This window comes from Streptomyces sp. NBC_00386 (genome assembly GCF_036063235.1).
In the GTDB taxonomy this organism is placed as follows: domain Bacteria; phylum Actinomycetota; class Actinomycetes; order Streptomycetales; family Streptomycetaceae; genus Streptomyces.
The window spans coordinates 9,513,176-9,538,245 of record NZ_CP107950.1 but is presented as its reverse complement, the minus strand read 5'-3'; the positions used below and the strand labels follow the sequence as shown (position 1 = coordinate 9,538,245).

The window sequence follows — 25,070 nt, the reverse complement described above, 5'->3', positions numbered from 1 at the left end:
GCCACGATCCCTATCAGCCAGGTAGGAATACCGGGGATCGTGGGGGGTGGCCATGGGAATGCTCGACTGCACAGGGCGGACACTGCCGCTTCTGACCTCACGCCGTCACATCGACCTCGGCCGTACGTCCAGTGCCATCTGTCGGCCCGTCTGACGCCCCAGAACCTGCACCTTTCCGAGCCGCGACAGCTTCCCCGCCCGCCACGTCTGTGTCCGGCGGATCGGACACCCGTCCCCCGGCCGCGACCTCAGCGTTCCCTTTCCCTGCCTTCGGCGGCACGCGTGTCGCCGAAGGCAGGGAAAGGGCGTGCCGGTGCGCGCCGGCGCGTTGTCGCCGCGCGGTTTCACATTTTCCTCGCCCCATCTTCCGAGAGGACACCTCAGTGTCTGCCGCAAGACCGCTCTCCGCCCTGCGTGCCATCGCCGTCATAGCCGCGGTCCCCCTCCTGCTCACCGCCTGCGGCTACGGTTCCGACTCCACCGACGACGACAAGCAGACCGCGGTCGCGGCGGGCGCCAAGAAGCTCTCCGCCGACGAGGTGAAGATCGGCTACTTCCCCAACCTCACGCACGCCACGGCTCTGGTGGGCGTCCAGGAAGGCCTGTTCCAGAAGGAACTCGGCGGCACCACGATCAAGGCCTCGACCTTCAACGCCGGCCCCTCCGAGATCGAGGCGCTGAACGCCGGCTCCATCGACATCGGCTGGATCGGCCCCTCCCCGTCCATCAACGGCTACACCAAGTCCAAGGGCAAGAGCCTGCGGATCATCAGCGGTTCGGCCTCCGGCGGCGTGAAACTCGTCGTCAACCCGAAGAAGATCAAGTCCCTGAAGGACGTCAAGGGCAAGAAGATCGCGACACCGCAGTTCGGCAACACGCAGGACGTGGCGTTCCTCAACTGGGCCGCGGAGCAGGGCTGGAAGGTCGACGCACAGAGCGGCAAGGGTGATGTGTCGGTCGTCCGCACCGACAACAAGATCACCCCGGACGCCTACAAGTCCGGTTCCATCGACGGCGCCTGGGTGCCGGAGCCGACGGCCTCCAAGCTGGTCGCCGAGGGCGGCAAGGTGCTGCTCGACGAGTCGGACCTGTGGCCCGACAAGAAGTTCGTGATCACGAACATCATCGTGTCGCAGAAGTTCCTCAAGGAACACCCCGACGTCGTCGAGGCCGTGCTGCGCGGCTCCGTGAAGACCAACGCGTGGATCAACACCAACCCGGACAAGGCCAAGGCGGCCGCCAACGCGGCGCTGGAGAAGCTGTCGGGCAAGGCGCTGCCCGCCGAAGTCATCGATCCCGCGTGGAAGTCCATCGCCTTCCTCGACGACCCGCTGGCCTCCACTCTCAGCACCGAGGCGGAGCACGCGGTCAAGGCCGGCCTGCTGGACAAGCCCGATCTGAAGGGCATCTACGACCTCGCACCGCTGGACAAGGTCCTCAAGGCCGAGGGCAAGGACAAGGTCGACGACGCCGGTCTCGGCGCCGAGTAACGACAACCGGACCCGATGACCTCCCAGGAGGTGACGACCGTGGCCGCCACAACGGCCACGGCTGCCGAGGACGCGACGGCGGTGACCCAGGCCGCCCGTATCGAGCACGTCTCCACGTCCTTCTCCGCACCGGGCACACCCGGCGGACAGCAGCTCGTGCCGGACGACATCACCCCTGATGTCGCACCGGGCGAGTTCGTCACCTCCTGGGGGCCTCGGACTGACGGCAGGTCCGCCCCCGTACACATGACTGACAAGAAGCTGTCACACACGAACCGGAATGCGGGATCGGACGCGGGCGGTTCTGACTGGCATGACCGTAGGAGTAGCACTCAACGCATCCGACGCGGAGAACCAGGTCGACGCCTCTGTGAGTCTGGCTCGCGAAGCAGCGGCGGCCGGCCTGCGCTCGGCCTGGTTCGGACAGACCTTCGGCGCGGACTCGCCGCAGCTCGCGGCGATCGTCGGGCGGGAAGAGCCCCGGCTCCACGTGGGCACCTCCGCCATCCCCGTCTTCGGCCGGCATCCCCTGCTCGTCTCCAGCCAGGCCCAGACCGCCCAGGCGGCCACGCACGGCCGCTACCACCTCGGGCTCGCCCTGGGCACCAAGCTCCTGACCGAGAGCGGCTTCGGTCTTCCCTTCGAGCGGCCCATCGCCCGTCTGCGTGAATTCCTCACCGCCCTTCGGCAGTTGACCCGGACGGGCACGGCCGACTTCCACGGTGAGCTGCTGACCGCCGCCCCGCCGATCTCCGCGCGCGTACCCGGCGCCGAGAGCGGAGTGCCCCTGCTCGTCGCCGCGATGGGCCCGCAGGCCCTGCGGGCCAGCGGTGAACTGGCGGACGGGATCCTGCCCTATCTGGCGGGCCCGCGCGCTCTGGAGGAGCACATCGTGCCCGCTCTCACCGCCGCGGCAGCCGCCGCCGGCCGTCCCTCGCCCCGGATCGTGGCCCTGGTGCCCGGCGTGGTCACGGACGACGTCGAGGCCGTACGCGCGAAGGCCACCGAGCAACTGGCCTTCTACGAGCAGATCCCGTCCTACGCGCGGGTCGTCGAGCTCTCCGGCGGTCGGCGGGCCTCCGACGTGGCCGTGATCGGCGACGAGAGGACGGTCGCGGCCGAGGTACGACGCTACCGGGACGCCGGAGCCACGGAGGTGGTCTTCACTTCCACGGACATCGCCGGGGAAGCGGACCGGCGGCGCACCTGGGCACTCCTCGGCGAACTGGCCGGATGAGCGACCACCGGACACATGGACACACACCCCAGAAGATCCACACACCGCCGCGAGGCCGGACCTCGCGGGACGAAGGAGCACTCATGACCACTGAGCTCACGACGACGGACCTCCAGGCCTTCACCGAGGACTGGCTGGGCTGGTACCGCGCCCAGGAGGAACGGCTCGCCGATCCGCACGGATTCCTCGCGATCACCGGCCTGCACTGGCTCGACGACCGCCCGCAGCGCTTCCCGGACGCCCCCGGCTCGTGGTGGACCGACGCCGACGGGGTCGCCGTGGCCCTCGACGACGGCGAGGAACTGGTCGTGGAGGGAACGCCGGTGCACGGCGAGCACCGCTTCGGAGTGCTGCCCGAACGCGGCGGCGTCAACGCGGTCTGGGGAGACGCCGTGATCGAGGTGGCCAGGCGCGGCGGGAACGACATCGTGCGTCCCCGGCACCCGGACGCGCCGCTGCGCACCGCCTTCACCGGAACGCCCGCCTACGCACCGGACCCGCGCTGGGCCGTGACCGGCCGCTACGTCGCCTTCGACGAGCCCCGGCCCACCACCGTGGGCGCCGCGGTCGAGGGCCTGGAGCACGTGTACGTCGCTCCGGGCCGCGTCGAGTTCGAACTGGACGGCCGGTCCCTGTCCCTGACCGCGTTCCCCGGACACACCCCGGACGGGCTGACGGTGCTCTTCACCGACGCGACCTCAGGAGTCACGACCTACGCCGCGAACCGCTCCCTCAGCGTGGACGCGCCGGCCGCCGACGGAACCGTCGTGCTGGACTTCAACCGCGCGGCGAACCTGCCGTGCGCCTACACGGACCTGGCGACCTGCCCGCTGCCGCCGGCGGAGAACCGGCTGCCCGTGGCCGTCGAGGCCGGCCAGAAGATCCCCCGCGAGCGGGGAGGGTCCTGAGGCACGCCGGGCCGGGAATCATCCGGCCGCCGGGCCGGGACGGACGTCACGGCTGGTCGGTCACGAACCGGTCGAGCACGGCGGTGAGTTCCGCCGGCTTCTCCACGGGCAGTTCGTGGCCGGCGTCCACGATCCGCACCACGGCGTCCGGGTAGGCCTTCGCCATCCGGAGCATCTGTGAGACGGGCAGTTGGATGTCGTGGTAGCCGTGGACCAGGAGGGTGGGGGTGTGGATCTCACCGATCCGGTCGAGGACGTCGAAGGACCGCATGGCGCCGTAGCACGTCATGACCACCTCCTGAGGCGTGTCCGCCGAGGCCCGGACGTACTCGCGGATCTTCTCGCGCGGGTAGCCGGGGGCGAAGGCCCGTTGGATGTTGGCGGCCACGAACAGCTTGAACGGCACCAGGGTCGAGACCGCCATCAGCAGGCCCCTCCCCCGGCTGTACGTCATCCTGCTGATCGAGTTCACCAGCACCAGCCGCTCGACCCGCTCGGGATGGTCCAGCGTCAGGGTCTGCGCGATCATCCCGCCCATCGAGTGTCCGACGAGTACGAACCGGTCGAGTTCCAGGTGGTCGAGCACGGCGAGTACGTCACCGGCCAGTTCCGCCACGGTCCGGCGCCCCGACCCCCCGCTCTCCCCGTGCCCACGCAGGTCCAGTCGTACGACCCGGCGCTTCTGGGTGAAGTGGTCCAGCTGGTGGTCCCAGCGGTGCCGGTTGGCCGTCCAGCCGTGGATGAACACCAGCGGCACGCCGTCGCCGTCGCGGGGGCCCTCGTCGTCGTACGTCAGCGCGGCGCCGTCGACTTCGAGCTGCGGCATGGGGCCTCCTGGAGTGCGGTCCGGTGGTTACTGGTCGGTACGGTATCCGGCGGAGGGGGCGCCGTCACCGGCGTTCGCCGAGGAATTCGAGGATGTGTCCGAAGACATCGAGTGCGGCGCCCCGGCCCAGGAACGTGTCGAGGTGGCCGTAGCCGGGGAGCTCGGTGTACGACACGTCCAGCTCGGGCCGGCGGTGGGCCAGCACCTCGTGGCAGAGCTTCTGCGAGTCCAGCCACAGTCCGTTCTCGCTTCCCGCGAGCAGCAGCACCGGGGTGTCGATGCGGGCGGCCGCGTCGAGCGCGTTGGGCGGCAGGGCCCGGTAGCGGTGGTCGGTGTCGTGCCAGCGGACGACGCTGCGGGCCAGTTCGATCCGGCGCAGGTGCGGCAGGATCCACAGGGGCGCCGGCCCGAGGAGTTCGGCGAGCCGGTCGTGGGTGGTGTCGGACAGGTTCTCGTGCAGGAACAGCGAAGCTCCCGAACCCCAGGCCGAGTTGTGGAGGATCTGACAGGTCGGGTCCGGGCACACCGCCCCGCGGGAGGCCAGCGCGAACAGCGGTGTGTACCTCGACCGGAGACCGACCTTGCGGAAGTCGACCGGGATGTGGTCGATCCGGTTCTTCAGCAGTTCACCCGCCACCGTCATCCGCAGCGAGGTGCGTCCCGCGAGCTTCGGCGTCAGGAACACGCCCTGCGAGACGACGCCCGCGAGCCCGGGCACCAGCCCCGCCGTCATGCTCAGGGACAGGGCGAGGGAGCCGATGCAGTGCGCGACCACGAACAGCGGCCGGTCGCCGATGTGTTCGCGGATGCGCGCGACGGCGTCGGGGATGTCGTGGAGAGCGACATCGTCGTAGGTGTACCTCTGACCGGTCTCGTTGTAGGGAAGCCGGCAACTGCCCCGCCAGTCGAGCAGCCAGGGCTCGTAGCCGTCGTCGAGCAGGACGTCGACCAGGTTGCGGGTCTCGGGGAGCAGGAACATGTCCGCGGACGCGGTGTGGCCGTGCAGGAGCAGCACGGCGGGCCGGTCCCGCTCTCCGCCGCCGATGCGGGTCAGGCCCAGGCGTACGCCGTCCCCGGCGTGGAACGGGATCTCCTCGACGCGCGCCGGGTCGAGGCGGTGGCGCAGCGGCCGCAGGACCGTGCCCGTCCTGACCTTGCGGATCGTGGGCCTGGTACGGGAGTTGGTGGATCTCAGGATCATCGGTGGTGCTCCGAGGGGGTCGGGGTGCGGCGCAGGTCCAAGAGGTCCGCGGCGGCGCGGGTGAAGGGGCCGAGCAGGCCGCGGCCCATCTCCGCGCCGAACCAGGCGAGCCAGGTCAGCTTGGCGGCGCGCTTCTCCCGGCCGGTCAGACGGGGGTCGACCTTGATGCCGTCGATCTGGTCGCGTACATAGCTGTCGGCGGGCACGACGAGTTCGCCGGTGAGGCTCGCCGGTTCGCCCTCGCGGCCGATCTCGACGCTCAGCGCGCGGGTCTGCCGCCATACGTCACGGCGGGCTCGGGCGTACTTGTGGCCCTCCAGCCACCAGCGGCCCCCGTCGGCGTCGCACAACGTCAGCCGGTAGCGCAGGAGTTGGTGGCGCATCCCGTGGCGCTGCGGGATGCCCTCCTCGGGGCGGATCCAGACGTCGCCGTGTTCCACGAGGAGCGGTGCGGGATGGGCGGCGGCGCACACCAACTCACCGCTGACGTCCACCCGGCGCTCCTTCACCAGTTGGTGCATGCTCGCGATGGAGAGGGTGAGCGCCATCGAGCAGGGGGTGTCGCCGCCGGCACCGGTATCGGCCGGGCCCACGGAGCCCTCGGTCGTCTCGGAGAACCACAGGTACGGCTGGTCGTCCTTGTCCGGCAGCCGGGCCAGTCCGTCCTGGGCGAGCCGTTCGAACGTCCTCAGCTGGGCCCGGGCGTCGTAGCGCGTCGCGGGGCGCAGTCCCAGCGCCTCGACGAGCGCGGCGGTGCGTTCACCGCCGGCCGCCGGACCCTTCAGGGTCGCCTCGCACAGTTTGAGGGCGGTGGGGCTTTGCAAGACCCTTGTGAGGAAGCCGAGTTCGGGAACGGGTTCGGCCTCCAGTCGGGCCAGGACGCCGGTGCGCCACTCGTCCCAGTCCTGTACGCGCACATGCATCCCGCCGAACGCCATGTCCCGTACGACGTCGTCGAGGGTGTTGGGTACGCCGGTGAGGTTGTAGTCGAATCCCCAGGCGTCGGGTTCGCAGATGACGGCGGCCGCGACCCGGCTCACCCAGTCCACCGGGGCCGCGTTCAGGCAGTGGAAGGCGGGAACGGTGCGGAAGCGGCCGAAGGCCGCGATGAGGCCGCTGCTGAGGTCCTGCGGGTTGTGGGCGCCCGTCCGGGTGTGGCCGCCGATGCCTCCCGGACGCATCGCGGTGACGATCAGGCCGTGGTCGCGGGCCCGCCGCAGGGCGACCTCCGCGGCCCATTTCGTCTGGTCGTAACCGGCGACGAGGCGGTCGGCGTGGGCGAGTGGGTCGTCCTCGCCCATGGAGGCGATGCCGACCTCGTTGAAGACCGCGATCGAGGAGATGTGGTGCAGCGGCTTGGGCGGGCCGGTCGCCGCCAGTTCGGCCAGGGTCAGCGCGCCGATGACATTGCTCTGCCGCAGCGACTGGTAGCCGCGCAGGAAGTCCACGGCCGCCGCCACGCCCACGATGCTGTCCAGCTCGTGGGCGAGTTCGTTCCAGCCGCTGTCGGACAGTCCGAGGCGAGGACGCCTGATGTCGCCGGGGAGCACCGTCACCCGGCGGCGGATCTCCGAGGACCAGGGCAGCCGGTGGCTCTTCAGCGCCTCGCCGAGACGAGCGGTGGCCGCTTCCTCGTCGGCCGCGCGCACGAGGCAATAGACGTGCGCGTCACTGTGCCGGAGCAGATCGAGGAGCAGATGGCTGCCGAGGAAGCCGGTGGCGCCGGTGAGCAGGATCCGGCGGGGCGGCAGGGGCTCGGGCGAGCCGGTCCAGGGCAGGCGGTCGGCCAGGGAGAGGTCGGCCAGGATCTGGTCGAGGTCCTCGGGGCGGGCGGTGGCGTACGGGGTGCCGCCGCCGCTGGTCCGCGCCGTGATCGTCGCGCCGGACGGAACGCGGGGAGACGGGACGGACGGGGTGTCCGTAGCGGGAGCCGGGCTGGATCCCGGGGCGGAAGCGGGGCTGGTTCCCGGGACAGCGACAAGAACCGAGGGCGGTGCCGGGACCGGGAGGGGAAGGGTGTCCGGGGCCCGTGTGGTGCGGGCCGTACCGGTCACCGGGGCCGGGGTCCGTGCGGCCGACGGGGCTGCCGGCACACCCGGGGCCGAGAGGGCGGCCGTGGTACCCGCGGTCGCCAGCCAGCGCACGGCGAGGCTGCGCGGCCGGGCGTCGGCGAACACCTCGTCGAGGTCGATCTCCACGCCCAGCTCGTCCTCCAGCGCCGCGACGAGTTCCACGGCGCCGACCGAGGTACCCCCGGCGTCGAAGAAGTCCGTGTCGGGCGACAGATGCCCTCCGGGTACGAAGCGGCCGGCCGTCGCGGCGACGACAGCGGCCAGGCCGTGCGCGTCGGGGGCGGCGGGGGCGCCAGGGGCGGGCCGGGCGTCGACAACAGGATCCGTCACGGCACCGGTGTCGTCACCGGCCCCCGCACCGAACGGCGCGGTGGGCGCTTTCGCGTACGGATCCACGGCGGCCCCGGACCGCCCGGCAACCCCACCGGCGTCCGCGTCCTCGTCCCCTGGGGCACCGGACGCGGAGGTGTCCGCCCCGGTGCGCGCGCCCGGCTCCGTGCGGGTTCCTGTCGCCGTGGGTGCGGCGGCCTGTCCGATCCTGGCCAGCAGGGCCTCCACGCCCGGCCCGCCGTCACCCCGCTCGATCGCCTCACCGGTCGCCCGCTGTCCGGCGTACGCCGCCGCGTTCTCGTTCACTTCACTCATGAGAGCCCTTCCCCCTGTGCCTGTCCTTTTCCCGCTGTTTCCGCGGGCCGAGCCGACGGCCTGCTCACTGACGTCGCCAGGAGCGGAAGGTCCGCAGTTGTTCCGGGGTGACCACGGTCTCCAGGTGTTCGTCGTCCTGGTCGCCGCCACCGAGTCCCGCCAGCAGGCGCCGGGCCGGTACGTTGCGGTCGGTGCGCTCCGCCGTCAGCCGGACCTTCACGCAGCCCAGTCGGTCGGCTCGGTCCGCCAGCCACCGCAACAGCCGTTCCTCGACGCCCCGGCCGAGCGCGCGGCAGCTCAGCTGCCATGCGAGGACGTCGAGTTGATCGCCGTCCACGCGCAGTGCGAGCAGGCCGATCTGGCCGTAGTCGCCGAAGCGGTCCCGCGCCGCGGCCGTCCAGACCTCGCCCTGCTCCCGCCACCGCGCCAGATCGCCACCGTCGGCGGATCGGGGGCGGAGGGTGAACTGATTGGTGCGGCGGACGAGTTGTTCGGCCCGCTCGGCGTCGGCTCCGGACAGGGCCCGGATGTCGACCTCCAGCTCCAACTGGGCGAGGAACTCCTCGAATCCGGCCTGCTCGCGCACCGCGTCCCGCTGCCGCTCCTGCGCGTAGAACCCCGCCCGCAGCCCGTCCTCGGCCGTCGCCGGCGCCGGGACGAGCGGCCACAGACGTCCCAGGAAATCGTCCAGTTCGGCTGTCGGAGGGCAGGTCACCGACAGCACCTCCGGCAGCGCCGACCGCATCTTCTCGATCTCGACCGGGTTGTCGTCGAGGAAGAGGAAGCTGTCCAGACCCAGGTCGAGGGTGCGTGCCGCCTCCGTGAGCCGGCCCGGCTTGGGACCCCAGCCGGCGGACAGCACGCTGAAGTGCTCCGCCTTGAGCGTGCTGTCCGGACGGTCCAGGACGGCCCGTACGGTGTCCTCGTCGTTGTTGCTGACCAGCGCGAGCAGCGCGCCTGCGGCACGCCATCGCAGCAGTGTCCCTGCCAGCCGGGCGCGTGGTCCGCTCACGTCCACCGCCTCGGGGCCGAGCTCCCCGGCGATCCCGCCCCACAGGGTCTCGTCGCCGTCCACCGCGATCACCTTCGGCGCGGGGCGCAGGACCGCTCGTACCACCTGGGCCAGCCGCAGGGCCACCGCCGCCTGGAACCTCGGGGTGAAGGGGAGATGGGCCAGCCGCTCGGTCCGTTCGTCGAAGCGCTCCGTGACGGCGTGGTGGCGCGTCCACTCGTCCGGGCCGAGCACCGCGATGCCCGGCTCATCGGTCAGCTCGGCGACGAGGTCACTCTCCCATCGCCCGAGGCGTTCGTCCTTCCGGGCCGAGGGAAGGACGCCGACGATCAGTGGTCTGCGGGTCCGCTCGGACAGGGCCCGCAGCGCGGCCGGGTACGCGGCGCGCAGTTCGGTCAGCGCCTCGTCGGTGACCGGGCCGAACCGTTCCAGGTCCGCCGCCCGTAGGAGCACCACGCCCACCGCTGTCGTGGGACCGGTGAGGACGCCCGAGGGATCGCGCAACGCGGCGAGCACCTGGTGGTACGGGGCTTCCGCCACCGTGGGTCCCTCGTCCCGCGTTCGCTCCCCTTCCCGCGTTCCTTCCCGGGTGCCCTCCTCGATCGCCGCTTCGCACAGCAGCGGCAGATTGCCGAGCGCGAAGGTGGCGGCGAGCGCGAGCGAGCGGCGAGGGCGGGCAACGATGCCCCGCGTAAGCGGAGTTGATGTCACGACCGTGGCTGCCGTCGTACCCGTCGCAGCAGGAACTATCGCGACCGGCGTTGCCGCCGCGTCCGTCGCGGCGGTGGCCGTCGTACCCGTCGCACGGACCGCCGCTGTCGGGTCGTCGGCCGTCTCCGCGAGCAGTCGCAGGAACGTCTCCGCCAACTCGGTGGAGGTCGCCGCGTCCAGGATGTCGAGATTGTGATCCAGTCGCACGCGGCCGGCGTCCGGGGTCATGGTGACCATCAGATCGAGGTCCGAGTATCCGGTTCCGGCCGGGAGCACCTCCAGTCGGCCGAGGCGGGCCGCCGAGGAGCGTACGAAGTTGAAGTACACCTCCACCAGCGGGGCGTTCGCCCGGTGCAGTCCCTGCCCTGCCAGTGTCGACAGCACGTCCGAGAACATGGCGCCCTTGGCGAGGACCCGGTTCAGGCGCGTGTCCGTCCGGCGCAGTACGTCCTCGATCCGCTCCCCCGCCGCCGCTTGTGCCGGGAACGGCACCGGTACGCCGAAGAACCCCACCGCGTCGTACGCGTCGGCGTGGATGCGGGTGTCGACGGGCACGGCGAGCACGAAGCGCTCCCGCTCACGCATCCTGGCCAGCAGGACGGTCAGGGTGCCGAGGCAGAAGGCCGCCGGTGTGACGGCCAGCCTGCTCGCGGTCGCCGACACCCGCTCCATCAGCCCGTCGGGTATCGCCACGGTCACGCTCCCGGCCCGGTACGAACGCGCCGCCGGGCGCGGCCGGGCGAGCGTCAGGTCGAGACGCTCACTGCCGTGGAAGGCCTCGCGCCATTCGGCGCCGGTGCCGGAGTCGGCGCCGCCGGAGGCATCGCCGGTCCGCTGTGCCTCGATGAGCAGGTCGATGTCACGGTTGGTGACGGCGTCGCCGAGCGAGGTACCGGACAGTTCGGCGTCGATCTCCCCCGCGACGAGCAGCAGCGACTGGAGATCGCTCACGGCGTGGTGTGCTCCGAACACCAGCACCTGGCCACGAGCACCGGCGTCGAGCAGCTCGAACCGCCACAGGGGCGCCCTCTCCAGGTCGAACGGCGGCTCCAGCAGCCGGGACAACCGGTCGTCGGCGCCCGGTTCGGCATCGGCGGGCAGCTCCGTCCAGCGCAGGAGCGGCTCGGTCGACTCCCGCACCACACACAGCTGTCGGCCCCGTCCGCCGCTTCCGGCGATCGCCGTGCGCAGGGCCGCGTGCCGTCCGGCGAGCCGGGTGACGATGTCGGTGAGTGCCTCGCGGGTGGTCGGGGTCGTGAGCCGGACGGCCAGGCCGACGGAGTGCGCCGCGTCCGGCATGCCCGGCTGGGCGCTGCGCAGCAGCCGTACGACGTCGCGGGTCGCGGGCCGCAGCTCGCTCTCGGGCACCTCGGAGGTGACGTCGGGCTGTGGCTCCTCGCTCCGTGGTCCGATGGCGCGTTCGGGCAGCACCTCGCCCAGGGCCCGTGCGAGGCTCCGGATGTCGGACGCCGAGAAGACGGCGGCGGCCGGGAGTTCGGCGCCGAGCTCGCGGGTGAAGGCGTTGCGCAGCCGGACCAGCATGAGCGAGTCCAGGCCCAGTTCCTTGAGGACCGTCGTCGCGGACAGCTCCACGGCACCGCCGGAGACCTGGCTCACCTTGGCCCGTACGTACGCTTCGAGCCGTGCGGCCCGGTCCTGGTCCGTCGTCGCCGCGAACACCCGGGCGACGAGGTCGTCCGTGCCCGCGGGGTCGGCTGCGACGGTGATCAGGTCGGCGAGGATCGGGCGGGTGCGCGCCGCTTCCTGGTCGAGCTCCAGTGCCTCCGGGTCCAGTGCGAGGGGGGCGAGCTGGCGGCGGGAGGTGGCGAGCACGCGCTCGAACAGGTCGCCGCCCTCCGTCGGGGTGAACGCGACGAGACCCGAACGGCTGGTCTCGGCCGCCCTGGCACCGGAACCGGCGACCATGCCGACCTCCGTCCAGGCGCCCCAGTCCAGGCTCAGCGCCCGGCGGTCGGTGCGGGAGAGGTGGTGTGCCCAGGCGTCGAGGAACGCGTTCGCCGCCGCGTACGGGCTCTGACCGGGTGAGCCGAGGACACCTGCCGCGGAGGCGAAGAGGACGAACCTCTCGGCCTCCGGGGCCAGTTCGGTGAGCAGGGTGGTACCCAGGACCTTGGGGGCGAGCACGCGCAGGACGCGTTCGTCGGTCAGGTTCGCCACCGTGGCGTCGTCGAGGACACCTGCCGCGTGGACGACGGTGGCGATCGGTCCGGCCTCACGTCGTACGGCGTCCAGGGCGGCCGTGAGCGCGGCACGGTCGGCGACGTCCGCGCGGGCGAGGTGGACGGTGACACCGCGTGCTTCGATCCCCTTGATCCAGCTCTCGGCCACCGTGTCGGGCCCGCCCCGGCTCAGCAGGGCCAGTCGGCGGGCACCCCGGCGGACCAGCCGCTCGGCGGCCACCCGGCCGAGACCGCCCAGACCGCCCGTGATCAGGTGCACGCCGTCCGCGGTGATCCCGTCGTGCCCTCCGTCGTCCGGGCGGGTGCGGGCGAGGCGTGGCACGAGTCGGCCCGATTCCCGCAGCGCGACGAGCCGTTCGTCGTCCGCGTGCCGGAGCTGCGTCCACAGGCCGTCGTCGTCGTTCGTGGCCGGCAGGTCGATCAGCGTGGTGAGCAGTTCCGGGTACTCCTGGGCCACGGACAGTCCGAAGCCCCAGGCGAGAGCCTGCTGAGGGTGCGTCACCTGTGTGCTGTCGCCGGCTGCCTGGCTCCCCCGTACGACGACGAACAGGCGCGGCGAGCGGCCCCGGGGCCGGTCGGCGAGCGCGCGCACCAGGTGCAGGGTGCTCAAGCAGCAGCAGCGCGCGGCCTCTTCGGCGGTGGCGGCGTCCTCGACGGTCGGCGCGTCGAGGGCGGACAGCTGCACCACCCGCTCCGGCGGCCCGTCGGGGAAGGCCTCGTCGAGCAGGCGGGTCAACTGCTCTGGTTCGGACGGATCGAGGACGTAGCGGCCGGGGCTCTGGGCGCCGAACTCCGTTCCCCTGCGCACGATCACATGGGGCACGGCGGTCAGGGCCAGCCGTTCCGCGAGTGCGTCGGCCACCCCGGTCTCGTCGGCCAGGACGAGCCAGCCGCCGTCGACGGGCCGCTCCTGCGCGGGCGGGCGCGGCTGCCAGCGGGTCTCGAACAGCGCGCCGTCCAGCGGCGAGAGCGCGGCGAGCTGGAACTCCGTCGCTTCCAGGACCAGTTGGTCCTGCTCGTCCCAGAGCCGCAGATCCAGGAGTGCGGTGTCGCCGTCCACGGTGCGCAGTCGGCAGGTCGCCCACGCGGGAGCGGAGCGCAGGCCGGTGAAGCGCAGTTGTCCGACACCGGCGGGCACGAAGGCCCGGCCCTCGGGCGCGTCGGCGGGCAGGGCCGCCGTGTGGAAGGCGGCGTCGAGGACCGCGGGGTGCAGCAGGTGACCGGCGGCGGGCCGCCGGGTGAGTCGGCCGACCGCGGTGGTCGTCGTGCGGTGGCCCTGTTCCAGGAGCCGGAAGGAGGGGCCGTAGTCGATGCCCAGGGCCGTGAGCCCCGCGTAGACGGCGGGCAGGTCGGCCTCTTCCTCGCACCGTTCGCGCAGCGCGGCGAGCTCCTCGCCCGCGTCGGGCGCGGTGGGCGCGGGTTCGGCGGTGCCGTCGACGACCCGTCCGGTGACGTGCCGCTCCCAGGGCACGTGCCGTTCCCCGGTGGCCGCCGAGGCGATGGTGAAGTCCCTCGAACCGTCCTCCCCGACGGGATGCAGGACCAGTTGCAGCCGTACGGGCTTGTGCGCGTCGAGGGCCAGGGGCCGTACGAATCTCACGTCGGCCAGTCGTGTCTCGCCGCCGTCCCGCAGCGCGGACGCGGCCTCCAGCGCCAGGTCGAGGAAGGCGGCGCCGGGCATCCAGACCTCCCCGGTGACCCGGTGGTCGGTGAGGTAGGCGAAGCGGCTGTCGCGCAGGTCGATGTCGCTCTGGAAGATGTGCCGGCCGGGCGTGTCGCTGGCCTCGACATGGGTGCCGAGGAGCGGTGAACCCCCGGCCGTTCCGGTGGCCGGGGCAGGTGCGCGCCAGTGGCGTTCGCGGGCGAAGGCGTACGTGGGCAGGTCGATCCGGCGACCCTCCGGCAGCAGCACGGGCCAGTCGGGCGTGTGCCCGGCCTCGTACAACTCCCCGACCCGGCCCAGCAGAACGCCCCGTCCGTCCCTCCCACGGCTGAGCGAGCCGACCGCGACCGCGTCGATCCCCGCCTCGGCCGCCACCGCCTCGACGGACGCGGTGAGCGAGGGGTGCGGGCTCAGTTCGACGAAGTAGCGGTAGCCGTCGTCCAGCATCCGCCGGATCGTGTCCGCGAAGCGGACGGGGCGCCCGAGGTTCGCGTACCAGTGGTCGGCGTCCAGCCGGTCGCCGGGCACCGGTTCGGCCGACACCGTCGAGTACAGCGGGGTCGCCGTGCGCGTGCCCCTGATGCCGGAGAGCCGGTCCAGCAGATCCGCGCGGACCGGGTCCATCAGGGGGGTGTGGGAGGCGAACGGCGTCGACAGCCGCCGTACCGGGACGTCCCGCGCTTCGAGATGCGCGCGCAGTTCGGCCAGTGCTTCGGTGTCACCGGAGACGGCCGTGGAGTGCGGGCTGTTGACCGCCGCGACGAACAGCCGGCCGGGGTGGAGCGCGAGCAGCTTCTCGGTCTCCGTGCGCGGCAGTTCCAGGGCCAGCATGCCGCCCCGTCCGACCAGTGGGGCGACCGCCCCGGCGCGCCCGGTGACCACCGACACGGCGTCGTCCAGGGTGAGGGCGCCCGCGCTGTACGCGGCGGCGATCTCGCCCAGGCTGTGTCCGATCACGGCGTCCGGGCGGACCCCGAGCGCGCGCCAGGCGGCGGCCAGGGACGCGTTGACCGCGAACAGCACCGGTTGCAGGAACTCGGTGCGGTCGAACGGAGCGAACTCCTCCGGCGCCCGCAGCACGTCGAGCACCGACCAGCCGACCTGTCGGCGCACCGCCTCGTCGATACGGGCCAGTTCCTCGCGGAAGGCCTCCGACTCGGCCGCCAGCTCCAGACCCATGCCGGGCCACTGGCCGCCGTGCCCGGCGAAGACGAAGGCCACCTTGCCCGTCGGCTCCGCGCGAATCGGTGCCAGCGGCAGGTGTCCGGCCGCCAACGCGTCGAGCCGTGAACGCAGTTCGTCCCGGTCGCCGGCCACGATCGCCGCTCGCTGTTCGAAGTGGCTGCGGTGTCGCGCCAGGGTGTGGGCGACGTCGGACAGGGCGACGTCCTCGTCCAGGTGGCGGGCCAGACGTGCGGCCTGCCCCCGCACGGCGGCCTCACCGCGCCCCGACAGCGCGAACAGCCGTGCACCCGGGGCGATTTCGTTCCGCGTCGGCGTCTCGGCCCGCTCAGCCTCCTCCAGGATCAGGTGCGCGTTGGTTCCGCTGATCCCGAAGGCGCTCACACCGGCCCGCCGTACGCGTTCGCCCGACGACGGCCAGGCGACCGTCTCCCGCAGCAGGTGCAACCCGCTGTCGTCCCAGTCGACATGGCGACTGGGCGTGCTCGCGTGCAGGGTGCGCGGCAGAGACCGGTGCCGCAGGGACTGCACGACCTTGATCAGACCGAGCACGCCCGAAGCCGCCTGCGCGTGACCGATGTTGGACTTGAGCGAGCCGAGATGCAGGGGTCTGCCTTGGGGGCGCGAGGTGCCGAAGACCTCCGCGAGGGCGTTCGCCTCGATCGGGTCGCCGAGGGTGGTGCCGGTCCCGTGCGCCTCGACGTAGTCGATGTCGGCGGGTTCCAGTCCGGACAGCTCCAGGGCCCGCCGGATCACCTGTTCCTGGGCCGGACCGTTGGGCGCGGACAGGCCCTGGCTGCGGCCGTCCTGGTTGACGGCCGTACCGCGCAGCACGGCGAGCACCTCGTCGCCGTCGCGCCGCGCGTCGCCGAGCCGCTTCAGTACGACCATGCCCGCGCCCTCGGCCCAGATGGCACCGTCTGCGTCGTCGGAGAAGGAGCGGCAGCGGCCGGTCGGGGACAGTCCCCGCAGCCGGCTGAACTCGACGAAGGTTCCCGGTGTCACCATCAGCGTCACCCCGCCGGCGAGCGCCAGATCGCACTCGCCCGACCGCAGTGCCTGTGCCGCCAGGTGCAGCGCCACCAGGGACGACGAGCAGGCGGTGTCCACCGTCAGCGCCGGTCCGTTCAGCCCCAGCGTGTACGCGAGCCGGCCCGAGGCCACGCTCGGCGCTGACCCCGTGCCGACGTAGCCGTCCAGCTCGTCGAGCCGGGAACCCGCCAGGTAGTCGCTGCCGAACATGCCCACGTACACACCGGTGTTGCTGCCGGCCAGCTCGGCCGGCACGATCCCGGCGCGCTCCAGTGCCTCCCAGGCCGTCTCCAGCAGCACCCGCTGCTGCGGGTCCATGCTCTCGGCCTCCTTCGGAGTGATCCCGAAGAAGCCCGCGTCGAAGGACTCCAGGTCGTCGAGGAAGCCGCCTTCCTTGGCGTACGACGTGCCCAGGGCCTCCGGGTCGGGGTCGTGCAGCGACTCCACGTCCCAGCGGTCCGCCGGGAACGGGCCCACCGCGTCGCGTCCCTCGGCGACGAGACGCCAAAGTCCCTCGGGGTCGCTCACGCCGCCGGGCAGACGGCAGGCCATGGCCACCAGGGCCAGCGGCTCGTCCGCCGTCGCCGCCGGGGTGACGGGAGACCGGGGATCGAGCGTGCCGCGCCGCGTGGTCCGGCCGTCGGTGGCGAGCGCGGTGGTCAGCAGGTGGGCGGAGAGCCGGGCGGCGGTGGGGTGGTCGAACAGCAGGGTGGCGGGGAGCCGGGCGCCGATCCGGGTGCCGATGCGGTTGCGGAGCTCCACCGCCGTCACCGAGTCCATGCCGAGCTCGCGCAGCGGCTGATCGGGACGGACGGACTCCGCCGAGGGCAGGCCGAGCGCCCGGGAGGTCTCCTCACGGACGAGGGCCAGGACCCGTGCGGCGCGGTCGGCCTCCGGGAGTCGGGCCAGCCGGTCGGCCAGAGCGACACCGCCGTCCTGACCGGTGCGGGGTGCGGGCAGCAGCGAGCGCCACAGGGCCGCCGTACCGTCGTCCGCGGCAGCGGTGGCCGTGCGCAGGCGGGGCAGGTCCAAGGATGCGGCGATCAGGTGCGGTGCGCCTTGGCGCAGGGCGAGCTCGACGAGTTCGCGGCCCTGGTCGGGGGTCAGGGCGCGGTGGCCGAGCCGGGCCATCCGGTCCAGGTCGGCGTGTTCGGCGGCGAGACCCTCACCCGCCCAGGCGCCGAAGGAGACGGAGACCGCGGGCAGGCCCAGAGCCCGTCTGTGGTGGGCCAGTTGATCGAGGAAGACGTTGGCCGCGGCGTAGTTGCCCTGGCCCGGGTTGCCGAGCACACCGGCCGCGGAGGAGATCAGAAGGAACAGGTCGAGCGGCGTGTCGGCGGTGAGCCGGTGCAGCTGCGCGGCGCCGTCCACCTTGGGGCGCAGCACCCGCGCGAGGCGTTCGGGCGTCAGCTCGGCGACCACCCCGTCGTCCAGGATTCCGGCGCAGTGCACGACTCCGCGCAGCGGCAACGCGCCGCCGGCCCGGGCGAGTACGCCGGCCAGGGCCGCCGCGTCCGCGACGTCGCACTCCGCGATCTCGACCTCGGTTCCGAGCGCGGTCAGTTCGGCGGTCACCTCTGCGGCCCGTGGATCCGCGGATCCCTGACGTGAGGTCAGGAGCAGTCGGGGGACGCCGCGTTCGGCCAGGAGCCGGGCGATGTGCCGGCCGACGGCACCGAGCCCGCCGGTGATCAGCACCGTGCCGTCGGTGGGCACGAGGGTGCTGCGGCCGACGAGGTCGAGGGCTATTGGGGTGTCCGCCGCTTCGCCCCGCCGGAGCGCCTCGCGTGCGGCGGTGACGGGCGGGATCCGCAGGGGGGTGGCCGCGCGGGCACGGACCAGCCGTGGAGCGAGCAAGGAACCTTCGCGGAAGGCGAGTTCGGGCTCGCCGGTATGCGCGACGGCCGTCGGAAGGACGTCGGCGGGGTCGGCGCCGCCGAGGTCGAGCAGGGTCAGCCCGAGGTGCGGGTGTTCGGCCCGGGCGCTGCGGGCGAGTCCCCACAGCACCGACTGGGCCAGGCCGGGCACGGTGTCCTGGGCACCGGTCGCGACCGCGCCGCGGGTCACCCAGACGGTCCGGGCGGGCGGCCGGTCGTCCGTGAGCGCGATCAGGGCGCGCAGTTCGGCGAGCGCCGTCGCGGCCAACTCCTGTGCGGCAGCGGCCGGTTCGGCGTCGAAGGCCGGACGCGGCCAGAACCGTACGACGATGTCGGCACCGGTGTCGCGCACCTGGACGCCCGCCGCCGCCAGGCCCCGCAGGGCGGCCGCGACCTCCGGGTCGGAGCGGTCGCCGTGCAGGGCCCACACGGCCTGCGACACCGCCGCGGGCTGTTCGGTCACGGGCGGTTCGGACACGGCCGTCCACGCCACTTCGTACAGGTGCCGGTCGTTCTCCGAAGCGCCGTTCAGGTCCGCCGGGTCGGCGGCCCGCAGCCGTACGTCCTCCAGCCGGCCCGCCGGGAGGCCGTCGGCGTCCCACAGGGTCACGTCGAGGGCGAGGTCCGTCGCCGAGCCGCCCGTCCGCCGTACCAGCGCCGTGAGGTCGCTCGCGCCGCCGGGCGGCAGGACGCAGCGGCCCACCGCGACCGGGAGCAGCACCCGGCCGTCGGACGCGTCCAGTACCGCGGCCACGTGCAATGCAGCGTCCAGCAGTGCCGGGTGGACGGGGTAGGGATCGGCCGAGCCGCGGGCCACGGCCGGCAGCGACAGCCGGGCCAGCACTTCGCCGTCGGCGGTGGTCGTGACCGCCGACCGGACGCCTTGGAAGGAGGGACCGTAGCCGAGACCGAGAGCGGCCAGCCGTTCGTACGTCTGCGCGCCCCAGGCGGACTCGGCGGCCTCCGGCCACACCGGCGGCAGCGCCGCCGTCGCCGGGGCGGGGGCGGACGCCGACGCGGTGGCGTGCAGGGTCCAGCCCTCGGCTTCCGGGCCGCGCGGGCGGCTGTGCACGGTGACCTCGGGCGCGGATCCGGTGGTGACCACTTCGACCGACACCTCGACCGTGCCGGTCCCGGGCAGTACGAGGGGCGCGAGCAGGAGCAGATCGGTCACGTCGCCGGGGAGGTCCGGGCGGGCCACGGCGAGCGCGGCACGGCACAGCTCCATCATGGTCGTGCCCGACACCACGGTCCGCCCGAACACGGCGTGGTCGGCCAGCCAGTCGGCGGTGGCCGGGGACCATTCGTTGCGGAAGGTCCAGCGGGTCTCGTCCGCCGAGCGCAGCTGAACGCCCAGGAGAGGGTGCGCGGCGCGGTCGAAGAGGCCGGAGGCCACCGGCCCGGACTCGGCTTCGGGGTCGTTCCAGTACGACTGTGGGTCCCAGGCGTATGTGGGCAGTTCGGCCGTCTCCCCATCGGGAACGACGCGGCGCCAGTCGATCCGTCGTCCGTGGACGTGGAGTTCGGCGGCGGCCCGGTCCAGGCAGGCGGGTCCGTCCTCGTCGCGGCGCAGCGATCCGACGGCGACCAGGTCGTCGTGGCCGTGGTCCTCGGCGACCGTGCGCACGGCGGTGATGAGGGAGGGGTGGGGGCTGAGTTCGACGAAGTGGCGGTATCCGTCGGCCACCATGCGTTCCACGGCGGACGCGAAGCGTACGGGCTCACGCAGGTTCGTGTACCAGTAGTCGGCCTCCAGCTCCTGGGTGACCGGCTCGCCGGTGACGGTGGAGTACCAGGCGACGGTGGCCGGGGAGGTGGTGACGCCGTCGAGTTCATCGAGGATCGTCGCGCGCAGTGGCTCGACCCGGGCGCTGTGGGAGGCGTAGTCGACGTCGAGGCGGCGGACGAACACCTGCTCCCGGTCGAGGTCGGCGAGCAGGGCGTCGAGGGGCTCCACGTCACCGGCTATCACCGTCGAGCGGCCGCTGTTCACGGCGGCGACGGACACCCGGCCGCCGAGGCCGGCGAGGCGCGCCTCGACCTCGCTGTGCGGCAGGGCGACGACGGCCATGGTCCCGGTGCCGGACATCGCGGTCAGGGCCTGGCTGCGCAGGGCGACCACCGCCGCGGCGTCGTTGAGGCTCAGCGCCCCGGCGACGCAGGCCGCGGCGACCTCGCCCTGACTGTGTCCGACCACCGCGTCCGGCCGGACTCCACGGGCCCGCCACACCGCGGCCAGGGAGACCATCACGGCGAAGAGGACCGGCTGGACGACGTCGACCCGTTCCAGGGAGGGGGTGCCCTCGTCGCCGCGCAGGACGGCGGCCACCGACCAGACGGTGAACGGGCGCAGCGCGGCGTCGCAGCGGTCGAGTTCGTCGGCGAACACCGGTGAACGATCGAGGAGTTCGCGGGCCATGCCGGACCACTGGGCGCCCTGTCCGGGGAAGACGAATGCCAACTTGCCCGATGGGAGGGTCTGTTGCGGGCCCACGACCAGATCGGGGTCCGGCTCCCCCTCGGTGAGGCCGCGGAGGGCGGTGAGCAGTTCGTCGTGGTCGCCGGCCCTGATGACGGCGCGGTGCTCGAAGTGTGTGCGGTGGTGGGTCAGTGTTCCGGCCACGTCGGACAGTTCCGGTCGCGGTTGCCCGGCGAGTACGTCGAGCAGGCGGGCCGCCTGACCACGGAGGGCCGAAGGGGTGCGGGCGGACAGCGGGAAGAGCGTGGGTTGCCCGGTACGGGGGTGCCGGGCGGGCGTCGGAGGGGCGGTCGGCCTTGGCGTCGTGGCCTGTGTCGGGGTGGCGGCTGGCGTCGGTGTCGCGGCCTGCACCGGAGCGGCGGCGGGGGTCGGCGCCGTGGTGTCTGCCGACGTGGCAGCCGGTGTCGGTGTCACGCCCTGTGTCGAAGTGGCGGCCGAAGTCGGTGTCGCATCCTGCGTCGGTGTCGCCGTCGGTCGTGTCAGGTCCTGCGGTGACTCCTCCAGCACCACATGCGCGTTGGTGCCGCTGATCCCGAAGGCGCTCACCCCGGCCCGCCGCACCCGGTCGGCCCGGCGCGGCCACGGCTCGGCGCCGCTGTGCACACGCAGGCAGCGCTCCGCCCAGTCGACGTGCTCGGTCGGTGTCTCGGCGTGCAGGGACGCGGGGAGGCGTTCATGGCCGAGGGACAGGACCGTCTTGATGACGCCGCCGATGCCCGCCGCGGCCTGTGTGTGACCGATGTTGGACTTCAGGGAGCCGACGCCCAGCGGCCGGTCCGCCGGGCGGCCCGGTCCGAAGACCGACGCGAGTGCGCGGCCCTCGATGGGGTCACCGAGGGGCGTGCCGGTGCCGTGGGCCTCGACGTAGTCCAGGTCGTCGGGCAGGAGCCCGGCGTCGTCCAGGGCGGCGCGCAGCACCCGCTCCTGCGCCGGACCGTTCGGCGCGCTCAGGCCCTGGCTGCGGCCGTCCTGGTTGATCGCCGACCCCTTGACGACCGCGAGGACCCGGTCGCCGTCCCGGTGCGCGTCCGCGAGCCGCTTGAGAAGCACCAGACCGCAGCCCTCGGCCCACACCACCCCGTCCGCGTCGGTGGAGAACGGGCTGCACCGACCGGACGGCGACAGCCCGCGCAGCCTGCTGAACTCGACATGCCCGCGGGGTGTCACGAGGAGCGTCGCGCCACCGGCCAGCGCGAGGTCGCACTCTCCGCCGGCCAGTGCCCGCGCCGCCAGGTGCAGGGACACGAGGGAGGAGGAGCAGGCGGTGTCGACCGTGACGGCAGGGCCCTGGAGTCCGAGGGTGTAGGCGATGCGCCCGGACGCCACGCTGGACGCCGAGCCCGTGCCGACGTGCCCGTCGAGCCGGTCCAGCGGGGCCGAGGCGAGGTATCCGCTGTCGTACAGGCCGACATAGACGCCCGTCCGGGTGCCGTTCAGCGTCTCCGGGACGATCCCGGCGCGCTCGATCGCCTCCCAGCCGGTCTGGAGCAGCAGCCGTTGCTGCGGGTCCATGGCCGCGGCCTCGCGCGGCGAGATCCCGAAGAAGGCCGCGTCGAAACGGTCGATGCCGGTCAGGAAGCCGCCGCGCAGGGAGTACGCCTTGCCGGCGGCGTCCGGGTCGGGGTCGTAGAGCCCGTGGGTCTCCCAGCGGCCCGCGGGCACCTCGCCGACGGCATCCTCGCCCGCGGCCAGCAGCCGCCAGAGCGATTCCGGGTCGTCCGCGCCGCCGGGGAACCGGCAGGCCATGGAGATGATCGCGATGTCGTCGCCCCTGTGCACGGACGGGCCGGTCGGCGTCGAGGCCGGTGCCAGTGCCAGATCGGGCGTGCCCAGGGGCTGTTCGTCGAAGACGGCCGCGGCGATCCCCGCGATGGTGGGGTGGTCGAAGACCATGGACGGCTCGAGGGGCCGCCCGGTCCACTCGGACAGACCCGCGACAAGTGTCACCAACTGCACTGATCCCAGGCCGAATTCGGCGATCGGGCGCTCCGGCGCGACGGCCGACGGGGCAAGCCCGGCAACTTCCGCGACGGCGGACGTCAACCAGGCCCGCACCCCTTCGGAGGTCGTCGGGGACATCTCGGTGTACCGCTTCGGGGACTCGTTCGCAGGCATCTGGGCTGGTGTCCTCGTGAACTTGGGCGCAGGTGGATTCCGTACGACCGACGCGACGGGTGCGCACGGCGGCGTACGACTGCTGCCGCCGACACACAGTGCACGGCAGACGGCAGACGGCAGACGGCAGACGGCAGACGGCAGACGGCAGACGGCAGACGATGGAGGGTGGAGGGTGGATTCGGGTGAGGAGCGACGGATTCCGGCGGTTGTACGAGCGCTGCACGACCCCCATGGCGCCGGCGCTGACGCACGACCGTCGCAGCACCATCCGCGACCGCCGAACAGACGTGTCCGAAGCTGCCGTTGAGCCGCCGGCAGCGCGTGGGCGCACCGCCGGCGGGCGCCGTCAACTCGTCTCGGGCCCGCCGACCAGGGAGAGCGTGCCGTCGAGATACGCCGCCCGGGACGCACGGCGCTGGATCTTCCCGCTGGACGTCTTGGGGATGGTGCCGGGGTGGACGAGCACGACGTCGCGTACCGGCAGGCCATGTGCCTCGCTGATCGCGCCGCGGATCAGATCGATGATCTTCTCGGACTCGCCCACCGCCTCCGGTGCCGTCTCGGCCACGACGACGGGTTGCTCGCCCTCTCCCCCGACGTCCACCGAGAAGGCGGCGGTGCAGCCGGGCCGCAGCGCCCAGTGCGACATCTCGGCGGACAGTTCCAGGTCCTGCGGATAGTGGTTGCGCCCCTCGATGACCATCAGGTCCTTGAGACGACCGGTGACGAAGAGTTCGCCGTCCCGCAGGAATCCGAGGTCTCCGGTGCGCAGGAAGCGGCCCTCGCGCCCCGCGAGGACGGCCCGGAAGGTCTGCCGGGTGGCGAGCGCGTTGCGCCAGTAGCCCTTGGCGACACTCGCGCCGGACACCCAGATCTCGCCCACCTCGCCCTCGGGCAGTTCTTCCTGCCGTTCGGGGTCGGCGATCACCACGGTGATGCCGGGGCCGGGCCGGCCGGAACCCACCGACGCCGCGTCCACCGACCTGGTCTCCGACGCGATGGCGCGCGCCCCGGTCCCGTCAGTGGAAGTGGCGGTGGTGGTGTCCGCGGTGGTGGCCAGTGTGGGCGGGGCGTGCACCGAACCGCCCGTGACGATCAGCGTGGCCTCGGCCAGGCCGTAGCACGGGTACAGGGCCTCGCGGCGGAACCCGGCCGGGCCGAAGGTCTCGGTGAACCGGCGCAGGGTCGCGGCCCGCACGGGTTCGGCGCCGTTGAAGGCGACCTTCCACCGGCTCAGGTCGAGGGTGTCGAGAAGCTCCGGTGTGGCGTGCTTCAGGCACAGCTCGTAGGCGAAGTTGGGGCCGCCGCTGGTGTGCGGGCGATACCGGCTGATGGCGGTCAGCCAGCGTTCGGGCCGTTGCAGGAAGTGCAACGGGGAGAAGAGGGTGGCGGTCACGCCGAGGTAGGCCGCGTTCAGGACGGGGCCGATGAGGCCCATGTCGTGGTAGACGGGCAGCCAGCTGACGAAGAGTTCATGGTCGTACTCCTCGATCACGTCGGGAGTGTGGCCCATCCGCTCGGTGATGACCCGCTCGTTGTCCAGCAGATTGCCGTGGGTCACCATCACCCCGCGCGGGGCGGAGGTGGATCCGGAGGTGTACTGGAGGAAGGCCACGGAGTCGGCGGTGAGGTCTGGTTCACGCCAGGAACCGGCCGCCTCGTCGGGAATATCCTCAGTGGCGACGCAGGTGATCCCGGCCAGTTCGGGCAGGTGTTCCGCCATGGTGGCGAGGGCCGCGATCACCTCGCGGCCGCCCAGGATCACCTGGGCGTCCGCGTCGGCGATCAGGCGCTTCATCCGGAGCAGGGCGCGGTGGTTCTGCGATCGCCCGTGCGGCGGCAGGCCCGGCACGGCGACGACCCCGGCCGAAAGACAGCCGAGATAACCGCAGATGAACTCGATGCCGGGCGGATACAGCAGCATGACGCGGGAACCGGCAAGGCCGCGCTCCTGGAGCCAGGCGGCGATGGCCCGGGACCGCTCGGCGAGCCGCGCGTAGGAGATGTCCTGGATCTCTCCGTCGCAGTCACCCGTGACGAGGTACCGGTAGGCGGTCCGGTCGGGCTGCCGGGAAGCGTGCAGAGTTAATAGATCGACCAGGGAACGAGCCATAAGACGAGTCTCACCTGTTCGGATGAGTGAGCGGGAAGACTGGAGTTCGAAGGCCGCGTCATGAGGTACGCGCAGACACCGCGTCCGCCTGGCCCCCTTGCCAGAACGTCCGTCTCGGCCAATCCGCCCAGGCAGCGCCGACGACATGCGCGCCGGCCTCCCGGGGCCCCCTACGGATTGCTACCAACGAGTAACACGATAGCAAGCCTGATCGACTCGACAGATGTAACCCCGGGTACTAAATGCGGAATTGGTCGACCTGACGGTCAGTCACCACACATGAACCGAGCGAAGTGGCTGGTA

The 25,070-nt window shown here is 72.5% G+C and carries 9 protein-coding genes; 4 read left to right on the top strand and 5 right to left on the bottom strand.

From position 1 onward, the window contains the following. Positions 1-52 precede the first annotated feature (52 nt). From OG780_RS44795 to OG780_RS41685, 4 genes are all read left to right on the top strand, one after another. Positions 53-154 (top strand): putative leader peptide, encoded by a 102-nt coding sequence (locus OG780_RS44795; protein ID WP_389149401.1) that lies wholly within the window; start codon positions 53-55, stop codon positions 152-154. Positions 155-383: 229 nt separating this feature from the next. Further along, complete coding sequence (locus OG780_RS41700) at positions 384-1,490, top strand: aliphatic sulfonate ABC transporter substrate-binding protein (RefSeq protein ID WP_328457243.1); 1,107 nt, start codon at positions 384-386, stop codon at positions 1,488-1,490. 313 nt (positions 1,491-1,803) lie between these two features. Then, positions 1,804-2,727: an LLM class F420-dependent oxidoreductase gene (locus OG780_RS41690; RefSeq protein ID WP_328457241.1), complete on the top strand. Its 924-nt coding sequence runs from the start codon at positions 1,804-1,806 to the stop codon at positions 2,725-2,727. A gap of 83 nt (positions 2,728-2,810) precedes the next feature. Further along, the gene (locus OG780_RS41685) at positions 2,811-3,635 is read left to right on the top strand and encodes a DUF1684 domain-containing protein (RefSeq protein ID WP_328457239.1); all 825 of its coding nucleotides are present in this window, start codon (positions 2,811-2,813) and stop codon (positions 3,633-3,635) included. 46 nt (positions 3,636-3,681) lie between these two features. Here OG780_RS41685 and OG780_RS41680 read toward each other — a convergent pair whose 3' ends face one another. The 5 genes from OG780_RS41680 to OG780_RS41660 all read right to left on the bottom strand — a co-directional run bounded on the left by OG780_RS41680 (position 3,682) and on the right by OG780_RS41660 (position 24,767). After that, entirely contained in the window at positions 3,682-4,461 is a 780-nt protein-coding gene (locus OG780_RS41680; protein ID WP_328457237.1) for an alpha/beta fold hydrolase, read from the bottom strand. 64 nt (positions 4,462-4,525) lie between these two features. Further along, entirely contained in the window at positions 4,526-5,662 is a 1,137-nt protein-coding gene (locus OG780_RS41675; protein WP_328457235.1) for an alpha/beta hydrolase, read from the bottom strand. After that, positions 5,659-8,379 carry a thioester reductase domain-containing protein gene (locus OG780_RS41670; protein ID WP_328457233.1) on the bottom strand — a complete coding sequence of 907 codons (2,721 nt, stop codon included), beginning with the start codon at positions 8,377-8,379 and terminating at the stop codon, positions 5,659-5,661. Before OG780_RS41670 ends, OG780_RS41675 begins: the two co-directional genes overlap by 4 nt. Before the next feature lie 64 nt (positions 8,380-8,443). Further along, positions 8,444-22,651 carry an SDR family NAD(P)-dependent oxidoreductase gene (locus OG780_RS41665; RefSeq protein WP_328457231.1) on the bottom strand — a complete coding sequence of 4,736 codons (14,208 nt, stop codon included), beginning with the start codon at positions 22,649-22,651 and terminating at the stop codon, positions 8,444-8,446. A 349-nt stretch (positions 22,652-23,000) separates the two neighbouring features. Then, a complete protein-coding gene (locus OG780_RS41660; protein ID WP_328457229.1) occupies positions 23,001-24,767 on the bottom strand; it encodes a fatty acyl-AMP ligase in 1,767 nt (588 codons plus the stop codon). Positions 24,768-25,070 lie beyond the last annotated feature (303 nt).